The organism is Micromonospora rubida (assembly GCF_009908295.1).
GTDB classification, from domain to species: domain Bacteria; phylum Actinomycetota; class Actinomycetes; order Mycobacteriales; family Micromonosporaceae; genus Micromonospora; species Micromonospora rubida.
This window is the reverse complement of sequence record NZ_JAAALO010000003.1, coordinates 205740-223812: the sequence shown is the minus strand read 5'-3', so window position 1 is coordinate 223812 and position 18073 is coordinate 205740. Positions and strand designations below refer to the sequence as shown.

At 71.7% G+C, this 18073-nt stretch carries 17 protein-coding genes and 1 pseudogene; 13 read left to right on the top strand and 5 right to left on the bottom strand.

The window, feature by feature from the left end:
* Positions 1 to 299 precede the first annotated feature (299 nt).
* From GVV04_RS10765 to GVV04_RS10730, 8 genes are all read left to right on the top strand, one after another.
* Positions 300 to 2084, top strand: a complete 1785-nt coding sequence (locus tag GVV04_RS10765; protein WP_161687154.1) for an N-acetylglutaminylglutamine amidotransferase — start codon at positions 300 to 302, stop codon at positions 2082 to 2084.
* Between the two features lie 2 nt (positions 2085 to 2086).
* The gene (gene ngg, locus GVV04_RS10760; protein ID WP_161687152.1) at positions 2087 to 3922 is read left to right on the top strand and encodes an N-acetylglutaminylglutamine synthetase; all 1836 of its coding nucleotides are present in this window, start codon (positions 2087 to 2089) and stop codon (positions 3920 to 3922) included.
* Positions 3919 to 5106, top strand: a complete 1188-nt coding sequence (locus GVV04_RS10755) for an osmoprotectant NAGGN system M42 family peptidase (protein ID WP_161687150.1) — start codon at positions 3919 to 3921, stop codon at positions 5104 to 5106. The genes ngg and GVV04_RS10755 overlap by 4 nt, the downstream gene beginning before the upstream one ends.
* A gap of 349 nt (positions 5107 to 5455) precedes the next feature.
* Positions 5456 to 6385 (top strand): ribonuclease Z, encoded by a 930-nt coding sequence (locus tag GVV04_RS10750; protein WP_161688339.1) that lies wholly within the window; start codon positions 5456 to 5458, stop codon positions 6383 to 6385.
* Complete coding sequence (locus tag GVV04_RS10745; RefSeq protein ID WP_161687148.1) at positions 6382 to 6891, top strand: GNAT family N-acetyltransferase; 510 nt, start codon at positions 6382 to 6384, stop codon at positions 6889 to 6891. Before GVV04_RS10750 ends, GVV04_RS10745 begins: the two co-directional genes overlap by 4 nt.
* A 415-nt stretch (positions 6892 to 7306) precedes the next feature.
* Positions 7307 to 7648 carry a hypothetical protein gene (locus GVV04_RS10740; RefSeq protein ID WP_161687146.1) on the top strand — a complete coding sequence of 114 codons (342 nt, stop codon included), beginning with the start codon at positions 7307 to 7309 and terminating at the stop codon, positions 7646 to 7648.
* An 86-nt stretch (positions 7649 to 7734) separates the two neighbouring features.
* Positions 7735 to 8430, top strand: a complete 696-nt coding sequence (locus GVV04_RS10735) for an ABC transporter ATP-binding protein (protein ID WP_328822302.1) — start codon at positions 7735 to 7737, stop codon at positions 8428 to 8430.
* Positions 8427 to 10652 carry an FtsX-like permease family protein gene (locus tag GVV04_RS10730; RefSeq protein ID WP_161687144.1) on the top strand — a complete coding sequence of 742 codons (2226 nt, stop codon included), beginning with the start codon at positions 8427 to 8429 and terminating at the stop codon, positions 10650 to 10652. The genes GVV04_RS10735 and GVV04_RS10730 overlap by 4 nt, the downstream gene beginning before the upstream one ends.
* A gap of 82 nt (positions 10653 to 10734) precedes the next feature.
* Here the strand turns inward: GVV04_RS10730 and GVV04_RS10725 are convergent, their stop codons facing one another.
* Positions 10735 to 10926, bottom strand: coding sequence for a DUF397 domain-containing protein (locus tag GVV04_RS10725; RefSeq protein ID WP_161688335.1), 192 nt, complete (start codon positions 10924 to 10926; stop codon positions 10735 to 10737).
* Positions 10923 to 11723: a helix-turn-helix domain-containing protein gene (locus GVV04_RS10720; RefSeq protein WP_161687142.1), complete on the bottom strand. Its 801-nt coding sequence runs from the start codon at positions 11721 to 11723 to the stop codon at positions 10923 to 10925. The genes GVV04_RS10725 and GVV04_RS10720 overlap by 4 nt, the downstream gene beginning before the upstream one ends.
* A 263-nt stretch (positions 11724 to 11986) precedes the next feature.
* Between GVV04_RS10720 and GVV04_RS10715 the strand changes: the two genes are divergently transcribed.
* The 3 genes and pseudogenes from GVV04_RS10715 to GVV04_RS10705 all read left to right on the top strand — a co-directional run.
* Positions 11987 to 12253 carry a hypothetical protein gene (locus GVV04_RS10715; RefSeq protein WP_161687140.1) on the top strand — a complete coding sequence of 89 codons (267 nt, stop codon included), beginning with the start codon at positions 11987 to 11989 and terminating at the stop codon, positions 12251 to 12253.
* Positions 12253 to 12522: a hypothetical protein gene (locus GVV04_RS10710; protein ID WP_161687138.1), complete on the top strand. Its 270-nt coding sequence runs from the start codon at positions 12253 to 12255 to the stop codon at positions 12520 to 12522. The genes GVV04_RS10715 and GVV04_RS10710 overlap by 1 nt, the downstream gene beginning before the upstream one ends.
* Positions 12515 to 12802, top strand: a pseudogene (locus GVV04_RS10705) (hypothetical protein); the annotation flags it as partial. The gene GVV04_RS10710 and the pseudogene GVV04_RS10705, both read left to right, overlap by 8 nt.
* Before the next feature lie 201 nt (positions 12803 to 13003).
* Here the strand turns inward: GVV04_RS10705 and GVV04_RS10700 are convergent.
* The 3 genes from GVV04_RS10700 to GVV04_RS10690 form a co-directional block, all read right to left on the bottom strand.
* Positions 13004 to 14023 (bottom strand): dioxygenase family protein, encoded by a 1020-nt coding sequence (locus GVV04_RS10700; protein ID WP_161687136.1) that lies wholly within the window; start codon positions 14021 to 14023, stop codon positions 13004 to 13006.
* A 182-nt stretch (positions 14024 to 14205) separates the two neighbouring features.
* Positions 14206 to 15576, bottom strand: a complete 1371-nt coding sequence (locus GVV04_RS10695; protein WP_161687135.1) for a cystathionine beta-synthase — start codon at positions 15574 to 15576, stop codon at positions 14206 to 14208.
* A gap of 75 nt (positions 15577 to 15651) precedes the next feature.
* On the bottom strand, positions 15652 to 16008 hold the full coding sequence (locus tag GVV04_RS10690; RefSeq protein ID WP_161687133.1) for a YkvA family protein: 357 nt from the start codon (positions 16006 to 16008) through the stop codon (positions 15652 to 15654).
* Between the two features lie 130 nt (positions 16009 to 16138).
* Here GVV04_RS10690 and GVV04_RS10685 point away from each other — a divergent pair, with 130 nt between their 5' ends.
* Both GVV04_RS10685 and GVV04_RS10680 read left to right on the top strand, forming a co-directional pair.
* Positions 16139 to 17191: an SGNH/GDSL hydrolase family protein gene (locus tag GVV04_RS10685; protein WP_161687131.1), complete on the top strand. Its 1053-nt coding sequence runs from the start codon at positions 16139 to 16141 to the stop codon at positions 17189 to 17191.
* The gene (locus GVV04_RS10680; RefSeq protein WP_161687129.1) at positions 17188 to 18018 is read left to right on the top strand and encodes an SGNH/GDSL hydrolase family protein; all 831 of its coding nucleotides are present in this window, start codon (positions 17188 to 17190) and stop codon (positions 18016 to 18018) included. Before GVV04_RS10685 ends, GVV04_RS10680 begins: the two co-directional genes overlap by 4 nt.
* The last annotated feature ends 55 nt before the right edge of the window (positions 18019 to 18073 follow it).

Below are 18073 nucleotides of genomic sequence, written 5' to 3'. Positions count from 1 at the left end.
GACTCCATGCCCCGCCGGGATGGAAACCCGACACGGCGGTGCTGGCGGGGCGGGGCCGATCGGCGGGTACGGGCGACGGGCGGACGGCGGCGTTCCACCGGTGCGGCGTTTGTCACACCCGGTCGGCCGGGCGAACCGGGCAGGTCGCGAGGAGTAGCCGAGCAGGCCGCCGGGGCCGGGCGCGAATGCCCGCGCGGAAGCCATCCCGGGTACGGCGGCGCGCATTTTAGCAAGCAGGTGGCGACGGCCGCATCATCTCAACAGGCGAATCGCGCTCACCTCTGGCAGCATTGTCTGGCATGTGCGGACTGGCTGGGGAATTTCGCCGCGACGGCTCACGGGCCGACGTCGCGGCGGTGGAGCGCATGGCGGCCACGATGAGCGACCGGGGCCCCGACGACAGCGGGGTGTGGTCCCAGGGGCCGACCGCCCTCGGCCACCGCCGCCTGAAGATCATCGACCTGTCGGCCGCCAGCGGGCAGCCGCTGGTCGACCCGGCGTCCGGGCTGACCGGGGTCTTCAACGGCTGCGTCTACAACTACCGTGAGCTGCGCGAGGAGCTCCAGGCCAAGGGCCACCGGTTCTTCTCCTCCGGCGACAGCGAAGTGGTCGTCAAGGCGTACGCCGAGTGGGGGCCGGACTTCGTCGACCACCTGGTCGGCATGTTCGCCGTGGCGATCAGCGAGCGGGACACCGGCCGGCTGGTGCTGGCCCGGGACCGGCTCGGCATCAAGCCGCTCTACCTGGCCGAGACCCCGGGCGTGGTGCGCTTCGCCAGCACCCTGCCGGCCCTGCTGGCCGGCGGCGGCGTGGACACCACGATCGACCCGGTGGCGCTCGCCCACTACCTGAGCTTCCACAGCATCGTGCCGCCGCCGCGCACGATCCTGCGCGGGGTCGCCAAGCTGCCCCCGGCCACCGTCCGGGTGTACGAGGCGGACGGCACCAGCCGCGAGCGGGTCTACTGGGACCCGTCCTTCACCCGGCACGAGGAGCGGGCCGGCTGGTCCGCCCGCGACTGGGAGGACGCCCTGCTGGAGTCGCTGACCACGGCGGTGCGCCGCCGGATGGTCGCCGACGTCCCGGTCGGCGTGCTGCTCTCCGGCGGGCTGGACTCCAGCCTGGTGGTGGCCCTGCTGGCCGGCGAGGGCCAGCGCGGCCTGTCCACGTTCTCCATCGGCTTCGACGCCGTCGGCGGGCGGTCCGGCGACGAGTTCGTCTACTCCGACCTGGTGGCGAAGACGTTCGGCACCGACCACCACCAGATCCGGGTGGCCGCCCGCGACCTGCTGCCGCCCCTGGAGGCGGCCGTGGCGGCCATGAGCGAGCCGATGGTCAGCCACGACTGCGTGGCGTTCTACCTGCTCAGCCAGGAGGTGTCGAAGCACGTCAAGGTGGTCCAGTCCGGCCAGGGCGCGGACGAGATCCTCGGCGGCTACCACTGGTACCCGCCGCTGGCCGGCGTCGACCGGGAGCGGGCCGTCGAGACGTACGCGAAGGCGTTCTTCGACCGGGACGCGGCCGGGCTGGCCCGGGTCCTCGACCCGGCGTGGCTGGCCGACGGCGACCCGGCGCGGGAGTTCGTGGCCGCCCACCTGGCCCGGCCCGGCGCGCAGACGGCGGTCGACGCCGGCCTGCGGATCGACACCCAGGTCATGCTCACCGACGACCCGGTGAAGCGGGTCGACAACATGACCATGGCGCACGGGCTGGAGGCCCGGGTGCCGTTCCTCGACCACGAGTTCGTGGAGCTGGCCGCGAGCTGCCCGCCGGAGCTGAAGCTGGCCCAGGGCGGCAAGGGCGTGCTGAAGGAGATCGGCCGCCGGGTCCTGCCGCACGAGGTCATCGACCGGCCGAAGGGCTACTTCCCCGTGCCGGGCCTCACCCACCTGGAGGGCAAGCTCCTCGACCGGGTACGCGACGCGCTGCACGCGCCGCAGGCCCGCCAGCGCGGCCTGTTCCGCGCCGAGTACGTCGACGCGCTGCTGTCCGACCCGAACGCCGAACTCACCCCGTTGAACGGAAACAAGCTGTGGCAGCTGGGACTCCTGGAAATGTGGCTCCAGAGCCACGGAATCGACTGACGGTGAGCGACACACTGGCGACCGGGACGGCACCCACCGACCGGGAACGCGTGCTCGGCCGGCGACGCGAGCGGGTCGGGCCGGGCGGGGACCCCGTGGCCCCAGCCCCGGCCGAGGCGGACCGGCCGACCGGAGGCGACGGCGTGGTGCTCGACTGCGGCTGGGGGCGGCTGGTCTTCGGCCAGACCTTCACCGACCAGGCCGCCGTGGCCGCGGTGCTGCGCTCGGAGGCCGCCGGCGCCCGGGACATCTGCATCTACCTGCGCGACCCGCACGTGCTGGTGTCCCGACTGCCCGACGAGCTGTTCATCGACCCGTCGCTGACGTACCGGCTGCGGCTGCCCGCCGGCCCGGCCGACAGCCCGGCCACCCGTGAGGCCGACGACCTGCCCGGGCTGCGGATCCGGACGCTGCGCGACGCCGACGACGCGGACGCGGTGAACCGGATCTACGCCCGCAACGGCATGGTCACCGCACCGGTCGACGTGCTGGTCGACAACGCCCGCACGGACCGGTTCCTGCACCTGGTGGCCGAGGACGCCACCGGGGACGTGGTCGGCACGATCACCGGCGTGGACCACGTGGCGGTCTTCGCCGACCCGGACAACGGCGCCAGCCTGTGGTGCCTCACCGTGGACTTCAACACCGCCCCGCCCGGCACCGGCCAGGCCCTGCTCACCGAACTGGCCGCCCGGCTCACCGAGCGCGGCCGGTCGTTCGTCGACCTGTCGGTGCTGGCCGAGAACACCGGGGCGATCCGGCTGTACGAGCGGCTCGGCTTCTACCGCACCGCCACGCTCTGCGTGAAGCGGAAGAACCCGATCAACGCGCCGCTCTTCCTGCCCGCCACCCCGCCGGGGTACGACCGGCTCAACCCGTACGCGAGGATCGTCGCGGACGAGGCGATGCGCCGGGGCATCCGGGTGGAGGTCACCGACCCCGAGTGGGGTGAGCTGCGGCTGAGCAACGGCGGCCGGACGATCGTCACCCGCGAGTCGCTGTCGGAGCTGACCTCGGCGGTGGCGATGAGCCGGTGCGACGACAAGCGGGTCACCCGGCGGATCCTCACCGAGGCGGGCCTGTCGGTGCCGCGTGGCCGGACCGCCACCGGGGACGACGCCGACGCCGCGTTCCTGGCCGAGGTGGGCCGGGTGGTGGTTAAGCCGGCGCGCGGCGAGCAGGGCAACGGCATCACCGTCGGGGTGCGCACCCCGGAGGCGCTGGCCACCGCCGTCGCGCTGGCCCGGGGCTTCTGCCCGGACGTGCTCGTCGAGGAGCTGCACGACGGCGAGGACCTGCGGGTGATCGTCATCGACCACGAGGTGGTCGCCGCGGCCGTCCGCCGGCCCGCTCAGGTGACCGGCGACGGGGTGCACGACATCGCCGAGCTGATCGAGCGGCAGAGCCGCCGCCGGGCCGCCGCCACCGGCGGAGAGTCCCGCATCCCGGTGGACGACATGACCCGGGACGTGCTCGCCGAGGCCGGGTACGAGCTGCACGACGTGCTGCCCGAGGGCACGGTGCTGGCCGTCCGCCGGACCGCGAACCTGCACACCGGCGGGACGATCCACGACGTCACCGGCGAGCTGCACCCGGAGATCGCCGAGGCGTGCGTGGCCGCCAGCCGGGCGCTGGACATCCCGGTCACGGGGGTCGACCTGCTGGTTCCCGCCCCCGACCGACCGGAGCACGTGTTCATCGAGGCGAACGAGCGGCCCGGCCTGGCCAACCACGAGCCGCAGCCGACCGCCGAGCGCTTCGTCGACCTGCTCTTCCCCGGCACGCGGGCACCGCAACGCCTCTGGTCACCGGCCGGTGCGGCAAGCTCTCAGGCATGACCGCACGCAAGCCCGTTCCGCTGAAGATCGACCTGGACTACCTCCGCCAGGTGCTGCTGGAGCTGCTGGAGATCCCGAGCCCGTCCGGGCGCACAGACCACGTGCAGCAGTACGTCGGCGAGCGCCTCTCCGCGTTCGGGATCTCCTCCACCCTGACCCGGCGCGGCGCGCTGGGCGCCTGCCTGCCGGGCCCCCGGCAGACCGGCGCGGACCGGGCGATCGTGGTGCACACCGACACCATCGGCGGCATGGTGAAGCGGCTCAAGGAGAACGGCCGGCTGGAGCTGATGCAGATCGGCACGCACAGCGCCCGGTTCGCCGAGGGCGCGCACGTGCGGATCTTCACCGACGACCTGGACCGGGTGGTCACCGGCCAGGTCCTGCCGCTCAAGGCCAGCGGGCACCGCTACAACGAGGCCGTCGACTTCCAGGGGGTCGGCTGGGAGCAGGTCGAGGTCCGGGTCGACGAGCCGGTGGACGACGAGGCCGGGCTGCGCGCCCTCGGCATCGACGCCGGGGACTTCGTGGCGTTCCTGCCCAACCCGACGGTCACCCCCAGCGGGTACGTCAAGTCCCGGCACCTGGACGACAAGGCCGGGGTGGCGGCGGTGCTGACCGCGTTCAAGGCGATGGTCGACGCGGGTGTGACCCCGGCGGTGACCGCACACCTGCTGGTCACGGTCACCGAGGAGATCGGGCACGGGGCCAGCCACGGCCTGGACCCGGACGTCGCGGAGATCGTCTCCGTGGACGCCGCGGTGGTCGCCCCCGGGCAGCAGTCCCGGGAGAACGCGGCCACCCTGGCGATGGGCGACGGCGTCGGCCCGTTCGACTACCACCTCACCCGCAACCTGGCGACGATCGCCCGCGAGCACGGGGTGGACCTGGTCCGGGACGTCTTCGAGTACTACCGCTCGGACGTGGCGGCGGCGGTCGAGGCGGGCGCGCACGCCCGGGTGGCGCTGCTCGGCTTCGGGGTGGACGCCACCCACGGCCACGAGCGCACCCACCTCGACGGGCTGAGCCACCTGACCCAACTGCTCTGCCTCTACCTCCAGAGCGACCTGGTCTTCCCCGAGTGGGACGCCGAGCCGGAGGGCGACCTGGCCGACTTCCCGTCGCTGGCGGTGCAGCCGGCCAGCGAGGAGGGCCCCCGAGAGGGCCCGATCGGCCTCGCCGACTGAGCCGGGCCGGGCCGCCACGCCCCCGCCCGCGTCTGTTCCCGCCGGCCCTGTGATCCAAAATCCGTTGCCGACGCCCCGGGTAGTGGATAGCGTGGTCGTACACGTGAAAGGAGGTGGTCCAGACTTGTATAGCAATCGGACTCGTGAGGTGGCTGTCCGCTAGCCGCTGTCCTCGACAGTGAAAACTCGTCCGCCGCGAGGCGGGCAATGCACCATCGTCGAGACCGTGTGGCAGCGGTGCGGCGAAAACCAGACAGCCACCCGACCCCCGGGGCGCCGGCCCAGTCCAGCCGGCCCGCGCACAAGCGCGGAAAACCCCGGGGGTCGCTCCATGCTCACCGGGGGCAATGTGTCGATGCGCGAACTGGTGGTGCTCGGGACGGCCAGCCAGGCGCCGACCCGGCAACGCAACCACAACGGGTACGTGCTGCGCTGGGACGACGAGGTGATCCTCTTCGACCCGGGCGAGGGCAGCCAGCGGCAACTTCTGCACACCGGCGTCACCGCCACCGACCTGACCCGGATCTGCGTCACCCACTTCCACGGCGACCACTGCCTCGGCCTGCCCGGCACCATCCAGCGGCTCTCCCTGGACCGGGTGCCCCGCCCGGTGGCGGTGCACTTCCCGGCCGGCGGCGCCGAGTACTTCGACCGGCTGCGGCACGCGTCGAGCTTCCACGAGACCGCCGAGCTGGTCGTCGAGCCGATCACCGCCGACGGGCAGCGGTTCGCCCTGCGCGCCGGCACGCTGGAGGCCCGCCGGCTGCGGCACCCGATCGAGACGTACGGCTATCGGCTGGTCGAGCCGGACGGCTGCCGGATGCTGCCGGAGCGGCTGGCCGCGTACGGCATCGCCGGGCCGGCCGTCGGGGAGCTGCTCCGCGTCGGCCACCTGGACGTCGGCGGACGCCGCGTGACCCGCGACGAGGTGAGCGTGACCCGGCCGGGGCAGCGGTTCGCCTTCGTGATGGACACCGGGCTCTGCGACGGGGTGTACGCCCTCGCCGAGCACGCCGACCTGCTGGTCATCGAGTCGACGTTCCTGGAGTCCGAGGCCGCGCTCGCCGCCGAGGTCGGGCACCTCACGGCGGGCCAGGCCGCGCGGGTGGCGGCCGAGTCGGGGGTACGCACGCTGGTGCTCACCCACTTCTCCCAGCGGTACGCCGACGCCCGGCGCTTCGCCGACGAGGCCCGGGAGCACTTCGCCGGTGAGCTGGTGATCGCCGAGGACCTGATGACCGTTCCGGTCCCGCCCCGGCGGGTAGCCTCGCCCGGGTGACGATCCTCCTCCGCCGCGCGACCGCCGACGACCTGCATACGGTGGGGGCGCTGCACCACCAATCCCGGGTGGCGGCGTACTCGTCGTTCCTGCCGGCGGCGTCGCTGGCCGATCCGACGCCGGAGGCGATGGGGGCCTACTGGGCCGAGCGGTGGAGCTGGGAGCGCGACGAGCACCTGATGACCGTCGTCGAGCGGGACGGCCGGCTGGTCGGCTTCAGCTATGTCGGCCCGGACGACCAGGAGGATCCGGCGACCGGCCTGCTCAACGCCATCCACCTCGACCCGGCCGAGCAGGGCCGGGGCACCGGCCGGGCGCTGATGGCCGACGCGCTGGCCACCATGCGCGGCCGGGGCTGGCGTCGGGGAGTGCTGTGGGTGCTGGAGCCCAACGCCCACGCCCGCCGGTTCTACGAGCGCGGCGGCTGGCTGCCCACCGGCGAGCGCCGCGAGGAGCAGATCGGCACCGTCCGAACCCCCCAGCTCCGCTACGCCCGCGAGCTGTAAGGCGTCGTACCGACTCACCTTCGTTGTATCAGTGGCTGGCGGTGGGTGGCCCAGGTGCGGGCGGCTACCGTGAGCGGTCCACGGTGTGGGTCGGGTTCTCCTGAAGTCGCTGCTCCCAGAGGGTGAAGGCGTTGACCGCGTGCGGCGCGGCCTGCTTCCAGGCTGGGATCTGATCGGCCCAGGCTTCGGCCTGCGACGGGGTGCGGCCGGACCGGACGAGCGATGTGATCTCTGACGAGACTCATGAAGATTGGCGATAGCCATCGGATTGGGTGTGGTGGCTCCTTGTTGTTGACCACCAACATGAAATAATGTCGATTCGCCTGGGTGTGCAGTGTCTGCTAGCGGCCTTCACATCTCGCATCCGCAAAGGAGCCCCGCGCGCACCTTCGATTCAGCGGAAAGGAGTGGTCCCTTGAGTAGGCCACCGGTCAAATTGGCCCTTGCTGTCTCAATCGGCCTGGTAGCTTGGTCGCTGCCCAGCCTCGCTATCGCAGCCACCAAGAGCACCAACGGGTCCGTCACCAGAGATGTCGACAACTGGCAGGGCATCTCGGTCGAGGACACGGCCTGCGACGCCAATGACGTGTACTCGGACTACAAGCGCGATTCCGGGTTGGCGCAGGTGTTCCGCAACTCCCAGGGCTGCGGCACCACCGAGACCAGCGACAAGTCGTCCTCGAACCTGATCCAGCGCTTCAACTCATGTGTTGACGACGCGGGAAGCAACACCTGCAGTACCGACGCAACTCGCTAACCACGTGGTATGACAGTTCCAGGGTGAGTCTGGTGCGGGCAGAAGGTCGACCCGGCCCGCACCAGACTTCTGCGTTAGGGGGGCACGTGTCGGCAATTAGGAACGCGTTGGCGGTGCATGCGCGAGGGCTGCGCTACTCGATCGCCGACAGAGTAGTCTTCGATGAGGTGGATCTAGAGGTCAGTTCGGGCGGGTCGATGGCGGTTATGGGCCCGAGTGGCTCTGGAAAGACAACTCTGCTGATGTGCCTCGCCGGAGTCCTACCATTGTCCGCCGGGCAGGTGCGGATCGGCGGCACGGAGTTGACCACCCTCACCCCGAAGGCACGGGCGGCTCTCCGCCTTAAATCTGTCGGTGTCGTGTATCAGTTCGGCGAGCTGCTTCCCGAGTTGACACCGCTGGAGAACGTCGCCCTTCCCGCGCTGCTGGCCGCTGTGGGACGGCGACGTGCTCACTCCCGTGCCGCCGACCTGCTCCGGGATCTCGGCGTCGGCGACCTGGCCGACGCGCCGACCGCCACGCTGTCAGGCGGCGAGCGGCAGCGCGTCGCGGTGGCTCGAGCGCTTATCACGGAGCCTGCGGTGATGTTGGCAGATGAGCCGACTGGATCACTGGACCGCGCCTCGGCGGATATCGTCGCGGACCTGCTCTTCGGACTACCCGAACAGTATGGCTGCGCGTTGATCGTCGTGACCCACAACGACCGCATAGCCGACCGGGCGGAACACCGCCTATCCCTCGACTCCGGGCACCTCACCACCGTCGTCGCAGGCACCCCATGAGCAGGGCTCTGATCCTCGTCACGCTCGGTCGTCGCGCGGGGCGGCGTGGTGGAGCCAGCAGCGCCGTCCACCGCTGGGCGCTCGTCGCCGCGACGGCGACAGTCCTGCTCACCTGCTGGATCTTCCTCGCGATCGACGCTGTTGCTGCCGAACGCACCGAACGCATCGCGGCCCGAGAGCCAGTTTTCGTCGCCAGCGGCACGGAGTCGTCGGCGACCGCCCGGTGGATCCTCCACTCCGACTACGACGACAACAAGCAGTTCGACGTCTTCTACGTGGCGCCACTTCGCCCCGACGCGCCGCCGCCGCCCGGCCTGCCTCGATGGCCCGCACCAGGCGAGGTGTTCCTCTCACCGGCGCTACTCGACAGCTCCGACCCGCAAGCACTGAAGCAACGCTACGGCCGATACGGCGGCACGATCGCTCGACACGGCCTGACGGGTCCGGCGGAGCGACTCGCCTACTATCGCCCTCCCACCGACCTGGCCTTCGACCAGCGCGAGGGACGAGTGGCGATCAGCGGATTCGGGATCGACCCTGAACGCATGGTGGGCGCCCTCTCACCGAGCACCGTCTTTGTCTCAGGCAGCAGCTGGACAGCCACCGACGTCGCGGTCCTGGTCCTAGGCGCCGTGGCGATACCGACCGCCGTGCTCGTGCTGCTCGCCGTGCGCAGCAACGCCGAGCGGCGAGACCGCCGCCTTGCGATGCTCGACGCGCTCGGCGCCTCAACCCGGTCTCGGGCATGGGTGTTGATCGGCGAGGCCATCATGCCGGTGGCCGCCGGAGCCCTGTTGGGTGGCTTGATCGCTCTGCTAGCGACGCTGGTCGACCTGCGCCTTCCTCTCACCGATTACATCATCGGCGGCGATGATCTTGCCAGCACGCGGGCGCTGCTCGCCCCCCTCACACTCATTGTCGTGACTGGCGTCCTCGCGCTCGTAGTGATCGCTCAGCTGCGTAGCAGGGTCCAGGGACAGACGAGGCCCTGGAAGCTGCGCACGCGTTTGCGGGGGGCACCCCAGACCATCTTCCCGTTGGCGCTGGGCACGGCTATCTGGGGCGCTGCCAACTCCGACGGCGGTATCAGCCCCGGCTTTCCCGTTGGCCTTGTCGTCTTCCTCGTCGGCATGGCGGCAACGTTTGCGACCCTGCCGTCGGTGCTGGCCAGCCTCGCTGTCACCGGTGGGCGCTGGATCGCCATTCTCGGTGGTCGCCGCAGCTGGCCGTCGGCGGTCGTGGGAGGGCGGTGGCTTGGTGCTCGTCCCGCTCTCGTCGCCCGACTGTGCGCGGCATTCGTGATCGGCCTGGGCCTGCTCGTGCAGGTGCAGGTGCAGCAGGAGTGGGTCATCGAGCGGACCCGCGGACTAGCCAACGGCGCCTCTAGCTCAGCCCTCTCCGTTGGTGACAAACTCGTGTCCGTCCGCACCAAGGCGACGGCTGCGGACGCGGACCATTTCGCCGAGGCACTCGGCCCAGACAGTGTCTTGCGTGTCGTCGATACCGCCGATCAACCCACAGTCGTAGGTACCTGCGCCGCACTGCGCGCCCTCGGGCGTCTAGCGCAATGCCCTCAGTCGCCGGTGCGCATCGAAGACGCCTATAGCAGCGCCAGCGCGAGGGGGCGGGCGCTGCTCTTTGACACCGAGATTTCCGATCCAGAGTTCGCGGTGACCGCAGCGCCGGTGACAACCGGCGAGATCACCGGCTTCTTCGTGCTCAACGACGCGAGCAAGATCGGAGTACAGCAGATCCAGCAAGCTGCCTACGCGACCCTGGCCAAGCCCTACGTCTCGACACCGGGACAAGACTGGATCGCTGGTGGCTTGGAAGGCGCCGCCGCTTTCAACTGGGTGCTGGCATTCGGATTGGTGGGAGTCGCTGTGCTGGTGCTCGCCGGGGCTTTCGCCGCCGTCAGTATCTTCCTCAGCCAGGCCAGCTCGCTCGGCGTCCTCGCAGCCTACAATGCAGGTCGCCGCCTCTACATCGGCATCGCCGGTTGGAATATGGCGCTACCGCTCGTCGTCGCCGGCGTGATCGGCGCGATCGTTGCTGGCTTCCTCGGATGGCTCGGACTTGTGATCCGCGATGCGGGTGAGCTCTCGATGAACCTCCTCGTCGCAGGGGTCGTCGCAGTAGTGGCCTTGGCGACCCTGCTAGCCCTAGTAGGCGGGGAAGCCGCCGTGCGGACCGCACGTTCATGGCACCCATCCAACGACTGATGGCCGGATGCTTCCCCACTGAGCCCAGAGCGAAGATGGCCCCCAGCTTCGTGCTGGGGACCTCTATCGCGTTCTGGAGACTTCAGCCCACCGGGCCGATCTTCTTCGCCAGGTCCACGAAGGACTGCCAGGCGCCGGGGTTGAGGTGGAGGGTGCCGCCGTCGCGGTCCTTGGTGTCGCGTACCAGCACGACGCCCGGCATGTTGTCCGCGACCTCGACGCAGGACCCGCCGTTGCCGCCGGACCTGCTCGACTTCCGCCACTGTGGGGTCATCGACTCCATGACTTCGCCACCTCCTTGATCAGCTCGCTGGACTGCCGGCGGGGAAGCGCCTCGTTCCGCACGATCTCCCAGGTTCTCGCGATTTTAGCAACGTCCACGGGCGCATCGACGATCTGCGCGCTGAGCTGGTTGTCGGCGTGAGCCACCCGGGTGCCGTCGGGCAGCTCGGCGATGATGAACTGACCGGCCAGCCCCAGGTACATCCCGGCGTCCACGGGCACGACGTGCACCTGGATGTGTTCCCGCATCGCCTGCGCGACGAGGTGGTCGAGCTGTTCCGCCATGAGCCCCGGCTGATCGAGCACCGGCCGGCGCAGCACGCTCTCGTCCACGACGGCGATGAACTGCGGCGGGCGATCGCGCTCCAGGATCTCCTGCCGGCCCAGCCTGGACGCCACGATCCGCTCGACCTCGTCGGGGGTGAACCGGCCGCCCGCCAGCGTCGCCCGCGCGTACCGCTCGGTCTGGAGCAGGCCCGGGAGGTACGACAGCTCGAACCACCGCAGCGTCGTCACCTCGCGCTCGAACTCGATCCATTCGCGCAGCCAGACCGGGTCGGCGTCCAGCTTGGCCAGCTCGCGGAGCATCCGACCGAAACGGTCATCGAGGTGATACTGGCTGTCGATCGCCTTCATGTACTCCTTCGTCGGCGGGCGACCGCCCGTCTCGACCGAGCTGACATGTGAGCCGGAGTAGCCGATGGCTCGGCCGAATTCGTCCTGGCTGGCCCCGAGCGAGGCTCGGAACAGTCGCAGCTCTCCGAGCACATAGTTTGTGGCCGTACCCATCGGTCCCCCAATTTTTGCTCAGCCTCGTCGGGTGTGTCTCGCTTGCTCGCTCGACCAGCCCTCTGACCTGCGCGAACCGGGCGAGCGCGTATCGAGAGTAGCGGCGTCCTCACCAGACTGTCACTACGCGGACCCGTTTCTGGCCCTACGGCGGGGGCGGGTTCTGCGCCGGGGGGTCGCCCGGTCCTTCCACGAGCTGGCGACCCCCACCTACGCCGCGAGGAGGGGAAGAGGATGAGCGGACACCCCGGAGGTTGGCCCCGGTGTCGGGAGTGAACCCGCTGGTTACCACGGGCGACGTGCTGACCCTTCAGCCGTGCGACTACTGCATCGGGCAGACGGTGCTGTGGTTGAAGGTCACGTACGTCCCTCGGTACGCGAACTTCCTGGCGTCGCGGTGGGTGCGGCTGGAAGGGCTGGAGCTGCGCCCCGACGGCACGCCGTGGCGCGAGCGCGTCGTCATGGTCCGGGTGCAGGCGATCATCGACGACCCGCCGGCCCGGCTGGAGCCCGGGGCGCGGGACCGGTGATGGGCCAGCATCCACCGAGGTACGCGGGCGGCCCGTGCTTCGTCTGCAGCAAGCCGTGGCCGTGCTTCGAGCGGCAGTTGGCGAGTCTCGTCGAGTTCGCCGGCCAGGGGGATCTGCTCGTGGCGTACATGGGCGACTGGTACCGCCTGGGGGTTGAAGAACGTGAGCGGCGCGGCCTGTCGCCCGACCCGGACATGGAGCTGCGGCACCTGGGGTGGCTCGACATGGTCCTGCCTGCGCAGGGCGAGCAGCGCAGCGGCGATGCCTGAGGCTGGGCCGCCCAGGAAGCCGACGTCCAGGAAGCCGCAGGGCGGGGATCTCCTGCACGTCACCCGGGCCGCCAGCGTCCAGTTCGTCCGGCCCATCGTCTTCCGCGTCATCCGAGTCCACGACGACTGGCACACCTACCACGGGTGGCTGTGGCTGGACGGCTACGAGATCGACGCCAAGGGCGACGCCGTGGCCCGCCGCTCGATCTACGTCCAACCGGCGGGACTGCGATGGCTGAACCCCACCCCGAGAACGCCGGCCGCGCCATCCCGGACACCGGCAGCGCCCCGCCAGCCGCCGACCACCTCCGAAGCCCTTGCGCGGCACCGAATCGCGATTCTTGGACAGTTCTTGTTCGCCCTTAACGACAACGGTCCAAGGTCCAGGCGCGGTGCCGCCGACGGTGGAGCGCAGCGGCGATCGGGGGTTGCCACACCGATCGCCGCTCGGTGGACCGCGTAGGGGCACCCCCGGCGGGGGTCAGGCGCCGTCGCGGTCCGAGTCCGCCGAGAAGTTGATCACGCCGAGGTAGCCGTCGCCGTCCTCGACGACCTTCATCAGCATGCTGTCGGCGTAGATGTTGTCCTTGTCGTTGAAGGTGTCCCGCCCGGTGTGCGTGGCGTACGGCGCTGCGGCGAAGACCTTCGTGTTGAGCGCCTCGTCGAACATCACCTGGGTGGTGAGCACCCTGTTGTTGTTCACGTGCACCATGGCGTGGATGTGCACGGTGCGGCCCCGGTACCAGCCCGGCCAGACGGTGACGAACTCGACGATCCCGTCGGCGTTGGTGACCTGGGCACCGCGCAGGTAACGCTTGTCGTCGGTCGGCCTGAGGTCGGCCGCCTGCCCCTCGGAGCCGCCGCCCGGCGCCCCACCGCCCGGGGCACCACTCGGCGGAGTCCCACCCGGCCCACCACCGGGGGCACCACTGGGCGGAGTCCCACCCGGCCCACCACCGGGAGCGCCACTCGGCGGAGTACCACCCGGCCCACCACCGGGGGCACCACTGGGCGGAGTGCCACCCGGTCCACCACCGGGAGCGCCGCTCGGCGGAGGGCCGCCGGGGGCGCCGCCGCCGGTCGACAGCGACTCGGCGCCCGAGTACAGCCCCGCCGCGTCGCAGTGCCAGATCTCCACGACGGCGTTCGGCAGCGGAGCGCACTTCTCGCTGTCCTGCACCCGGATGGCCACCCGCAGCCGGGTGCCCGGCCGGTCCTCCCGAATGTCACGACGGATCTTGTCGGCGTCGAAGTAGTACGGGCCCTGGGTGGTGCTCGCGGTCAGTTTGCAGGTGTTCGCGTCGGCGAAGAGCGCGGCCAGGTCGCCCGACGTGCCGGCGGTGGCCTGCGGCGTCACGGCCTCACCGGTCGACGTGGTGACGGCCCCGTCGCCCCGCCCGCAGGCGGCCAGCAGGCCGGCCAGCCCGATCGATCCGACGCCGGCGATCAGCCGACGACGGCTGACCCGCTGCCCTTCGTGGTGATCGAGGTCGTGACGCATGGGTCCTCCCGGGTGGCTCGACGACGGATCAACCGATCCGGCACCGACGCTAGGCCGAGGGGTTGGGCGGACCCTGTGCCGAACTTGTGCGCCTGCTGTGTAACGGGTCAGGGCCCCTTCCCGGTCGGGGAAGGGGCCCTGCGGCACGCCACCACATCAGGAGGTGCCGAGACGCGGTCGGGTCAGTGGGCGCCGAGGTGGGCGAGCAGGTCCTGCCGGGTCAGCACGCCCTTGGGCTTGCCGTCCACCAGCACCAGCGCCGCGTCGGACTTCTCCAGCAGCGCGACCGCCTCGCTCACCGGCTGGCCGCCGCCGATCATCGGCAGCGGGTCGGCCATGTGCCGCTCGATCGTGTCGTGCAGGTGCGCCTGGCCGGTGAACAGGGCGTCGAGCAGGTCCCGCTCCGCGATCGAGCCGGCCACCTCGCCGGTCACCACGGGCGGCTCGGCCTTGAGCACGGGGAGCTGGGAGACGCCGTACTCGCGCATGTAGTCGATGGCGTCACGGACCGTCTCGGTCGGGTGCACGTGCACCAGCTCGGGCAGCCCGCCCGGCTTGCTGGCGAGGGCGTCGGCGACGGTCGGCTCGTTGCCCGAGTTGTCCAGGAAGCCGTACCGGGCCATCCAGGCGTCGTTGAAGATCTTCGACAGGTATCCCTTGCCACTGTCGGGCAGCAGCACCACGATCACGTCGTCCGGGCCGGCGGCGCGCGCCACCTCCAGGGCGGCGACCACGGCCATCCCGCAGGAGCCGCCGACCAGCAGCCCCTCCTCGCGGGCCAGCCGCCGGGTCATCTCGAAGGACGCCTTGTCGGAGACCTCCACGATCTCGTCGGTGATGCTCCGGTCGTACGTCTCGGGCCAGAAGTCCTCGCCGACCCCCTCGACCAGGTACGGCCGGCCGGTGCCGCCGGAGTAGACCGAGCCCTCCGGGTCCGCGCCGACGATCCGCACCCGCCCGTCGGAGGCCTCCTTCAGGTACCGGCCGATGCCGGAGATGGTGCCACCGGTGCCCACCCCGGCCACGAAGTGGGTCAGCCCGCCGCCGGTCTGCTTCCACAGCTCGGGCCCGGTGGTCTCGTAGTGCGAGCGCGGGTTGGCCGGGTTGCTGTACTGGTCGGGCTTCCACGCGCCGGGGATCTCCCGGGCCAGCCGGTCGGAGACGTTGTAGTAGGAGCGCGGGTCCTCCGGCGCGACGGCGGTCGGGCAGACCACCACCTCCGCGCCGTACGCCCGCAGCACGTCCTGCTTGTCCTGGCTGACCTTGTCGGGGCAGACGAACACGCACCGGTAGCCCTTGAGCTGGGCCACCAGGGCCAGCCCGACGCCGGTGTTGCCGCTGGTCGGCTCGACGATGGTGCCGCCCGGCCCCAGGATCCCGGCGGCCTCGGCGTCCTCGACCATCCGCAGCGCGATCCGGTCCTTCACCGAACCGCCCGGGTTGAGGTACTCCACCTTCGCGAGCACGGTCGCCCGGATGCCCTCGGTGACGTTGCGCAGCCGTACCAGCGGGGTGTTGCCGATCATCTCGACGACGTTGTCGTAGTACTGCACCTCGTTGTGCCCTCCGTTGCGGCGCCGGCGACGGCGGCCGGGCAGACGTTGATTCGACGCCCAGGGTACGTGCCGTCAGGGCGTCACATGCCCCGGGATGACCGAGCTGCGGCGGGTCTCCCACTCCAGGAACCGCTCGGTCTCCGCCAGCACGGCGCCGGCCAACCAGGTGACCATGACCGCGTCGTCGGCCAGCCCGAAGATTGCCAGCGGGATCTCCGGGAGCAGGTCGATCGGCGAGACGATGTACGCCGTCGCCGCGGTCATCAGGGCCAGCCGGAGGCCGCCGTCGTACTCGCCCCGGGTGGTGGCCCGGATCATCCGGGGCAGCGCCCCCAGCCGGGCGCCCAGCGACGGGCCGCCCCGCGCCCCGGAGGACAGCGCCCTGGCCAGCGCCGTGAACGCCGCGCCACGCTTCAGTGTCTTACCCATCTCCGCACCCCTCTCCGTCCGACATCGTGCGGTGTCGGTGCAAGGAATACCCGCAACCGTCGGATCCCAGCCATCGCAGAGGGCAGCACGACGACAGCGACTTGTCGTGCCGGCGCGATAATGTCGCGGTATGGGGGTCGCTGGTTCTGCCGTACCAATTGGTCCGCGCTGGCGCCGCGCCCGGCGGGTGGCCCGCCTGGCGGCGCTCGGCACGGGCGCCACCGCCGCTGCCGCCGCCGCCGCGGGCGGGGTGCTGATCGGCCAGGCCCGGCAGGCCCGCCGCACCATTCCGATGGCCGAGGCGCCCCCGCCCCGCTGCGACGGCGTCTACGGCGCGAAGCTCCCCGGCCCGCCGCTGACCGTGGTGATCCTCGGCGATTCCACCGCCGCCGGCTACGGGGTGCACCGCCGCCGGGAGACCCCCGGGTCACTGCTGGCCACCGGGCTGTCCCGCCGCCTGCACCGCCCGGTGCGGCTGCACCGGTTCGCCGTGGTGGGCGCCATCTCGTCGGGGCTCAAGCCGCAGGTGGAGTCCGCGCTGGAGCACCAGCCGGACGTCGCGGTGATCCTGATCGGCGGCAACGACGTCACCAACCGCGCCCCGGCGAGCCTGGCCGTGCGCTACCTGTTCGACGCGGTCCACGCGCTGCGCGAGGGCGGGTGCGAGGTGGTGGTCGGCACCTGCCCCGACCTCGGGGCGATCCAGCCGATCCAGCCGCCGCTGCGCTGGCTGGCCCGACGCTGGAGCCGGCAGCTCGCCGCCGCCCAGACGATGGCGGTGGTGGAGGCGGGCGGCTGGACGGTCTCCCTCGGCGACCTGCTCGGTCCCCGGTTCGTCGCCGAGCCGACCCGGATGTTCGCCTGGGACCGGTTCCATCCCTCCGCCGAGGGGTACGCGGTGGCCGCCGCCGCGCTGCTGCCGACCGTGCTCTCGGCGCTCGGCACCGGGCAGGAGCGTCGCCCTGGCCTCGCGCGCGGGGAGGGCGTACGGTCGCTGCCGGAGGCCGCCCAGGAGGCGGCCCGGCACGCGGGCACGGAGGTCAGCGCCGTCCAGGTCCACGGGCGCGACCGGGGGCCGGCCGGGCGGTGGGCGCAGCTGCGCCGGCGGGCCTTCTTCGGCGTCGGCGCGGTGCCGCAACCCGGCCCGGCCGCCGGCTCACCCACACTGGAGGGACGGCCATGACCGAGCACAGCGGCAGCCACGGCGCCGGGGACCGGGGCCCGGGTGCGGAACTCGCCCTCCGGCTGGCCCGGGCTGCGGCCCTGTCCCTGATCGCCGGGACGATCGGCGGCGCGGCCGTCCTCGCCGGCGAGGCGTTCGTCGCCCGCAACCGCCCGTACGCCCAGCCGGAGCTGGGGCTGGCCCTGCGCGCCACGGTGGGGCGGCCGGGCGCGCCGCCGCTGCGGCTGGTCCTGCTCGGCGACTCGTCCGCCCTCGGGGTCGGCGTGGGGCGGCTGGGCGACACCATCGGCGGGCAGCTCGCCCACCTGCTCGCCGAGGGGCCGGCGGGCCGCCAGGTGCACCTGTCCAGCGTCGGGGTGTCCGGCTCCCGCTCCACCGACCTGGCCACCCAGGTGGCCCGGGCACTGCTCGGCCCGCGCCCCGACGTGGCGGTGATCCTGATCGGCGCCAACGACGCCACCGCGCTGCGCCGGCCGGCGGAGGCCGGGGCCTACCTCGGGGCGGCCGTGCGGCGGTTGCGCGAGGCGCACGTCGAGGTCGTCGTCGGCACCTGCCCCGACCTGGGGGCGGTCCACGCGATCGCCCCACCGCTGCGGCAGGTGGTCGGCTGGGCCGGCCGGCGGGTGGCCCGGGCGCAGACCGTCGCCGTGCTCGACGCCGGGGGGTCCGTGGTCGACCTGGGCACCGAGACCGGCCCGGTGTTCCGGGCCGACGCCGGCACCTTCTGCCACGACGGATTCCACCCCTCCGCCGACGGGTACCGGATCTGGGCCCACGCGCTGATCCCGGCGGTCGCCGCCGCGGCGAACGTGGCCTCCCGCCACTGACAGCCACTGACCGCCGCCGAGCCCGGCGGCACGGCAGCCGCGTCCGGGCTCCGGG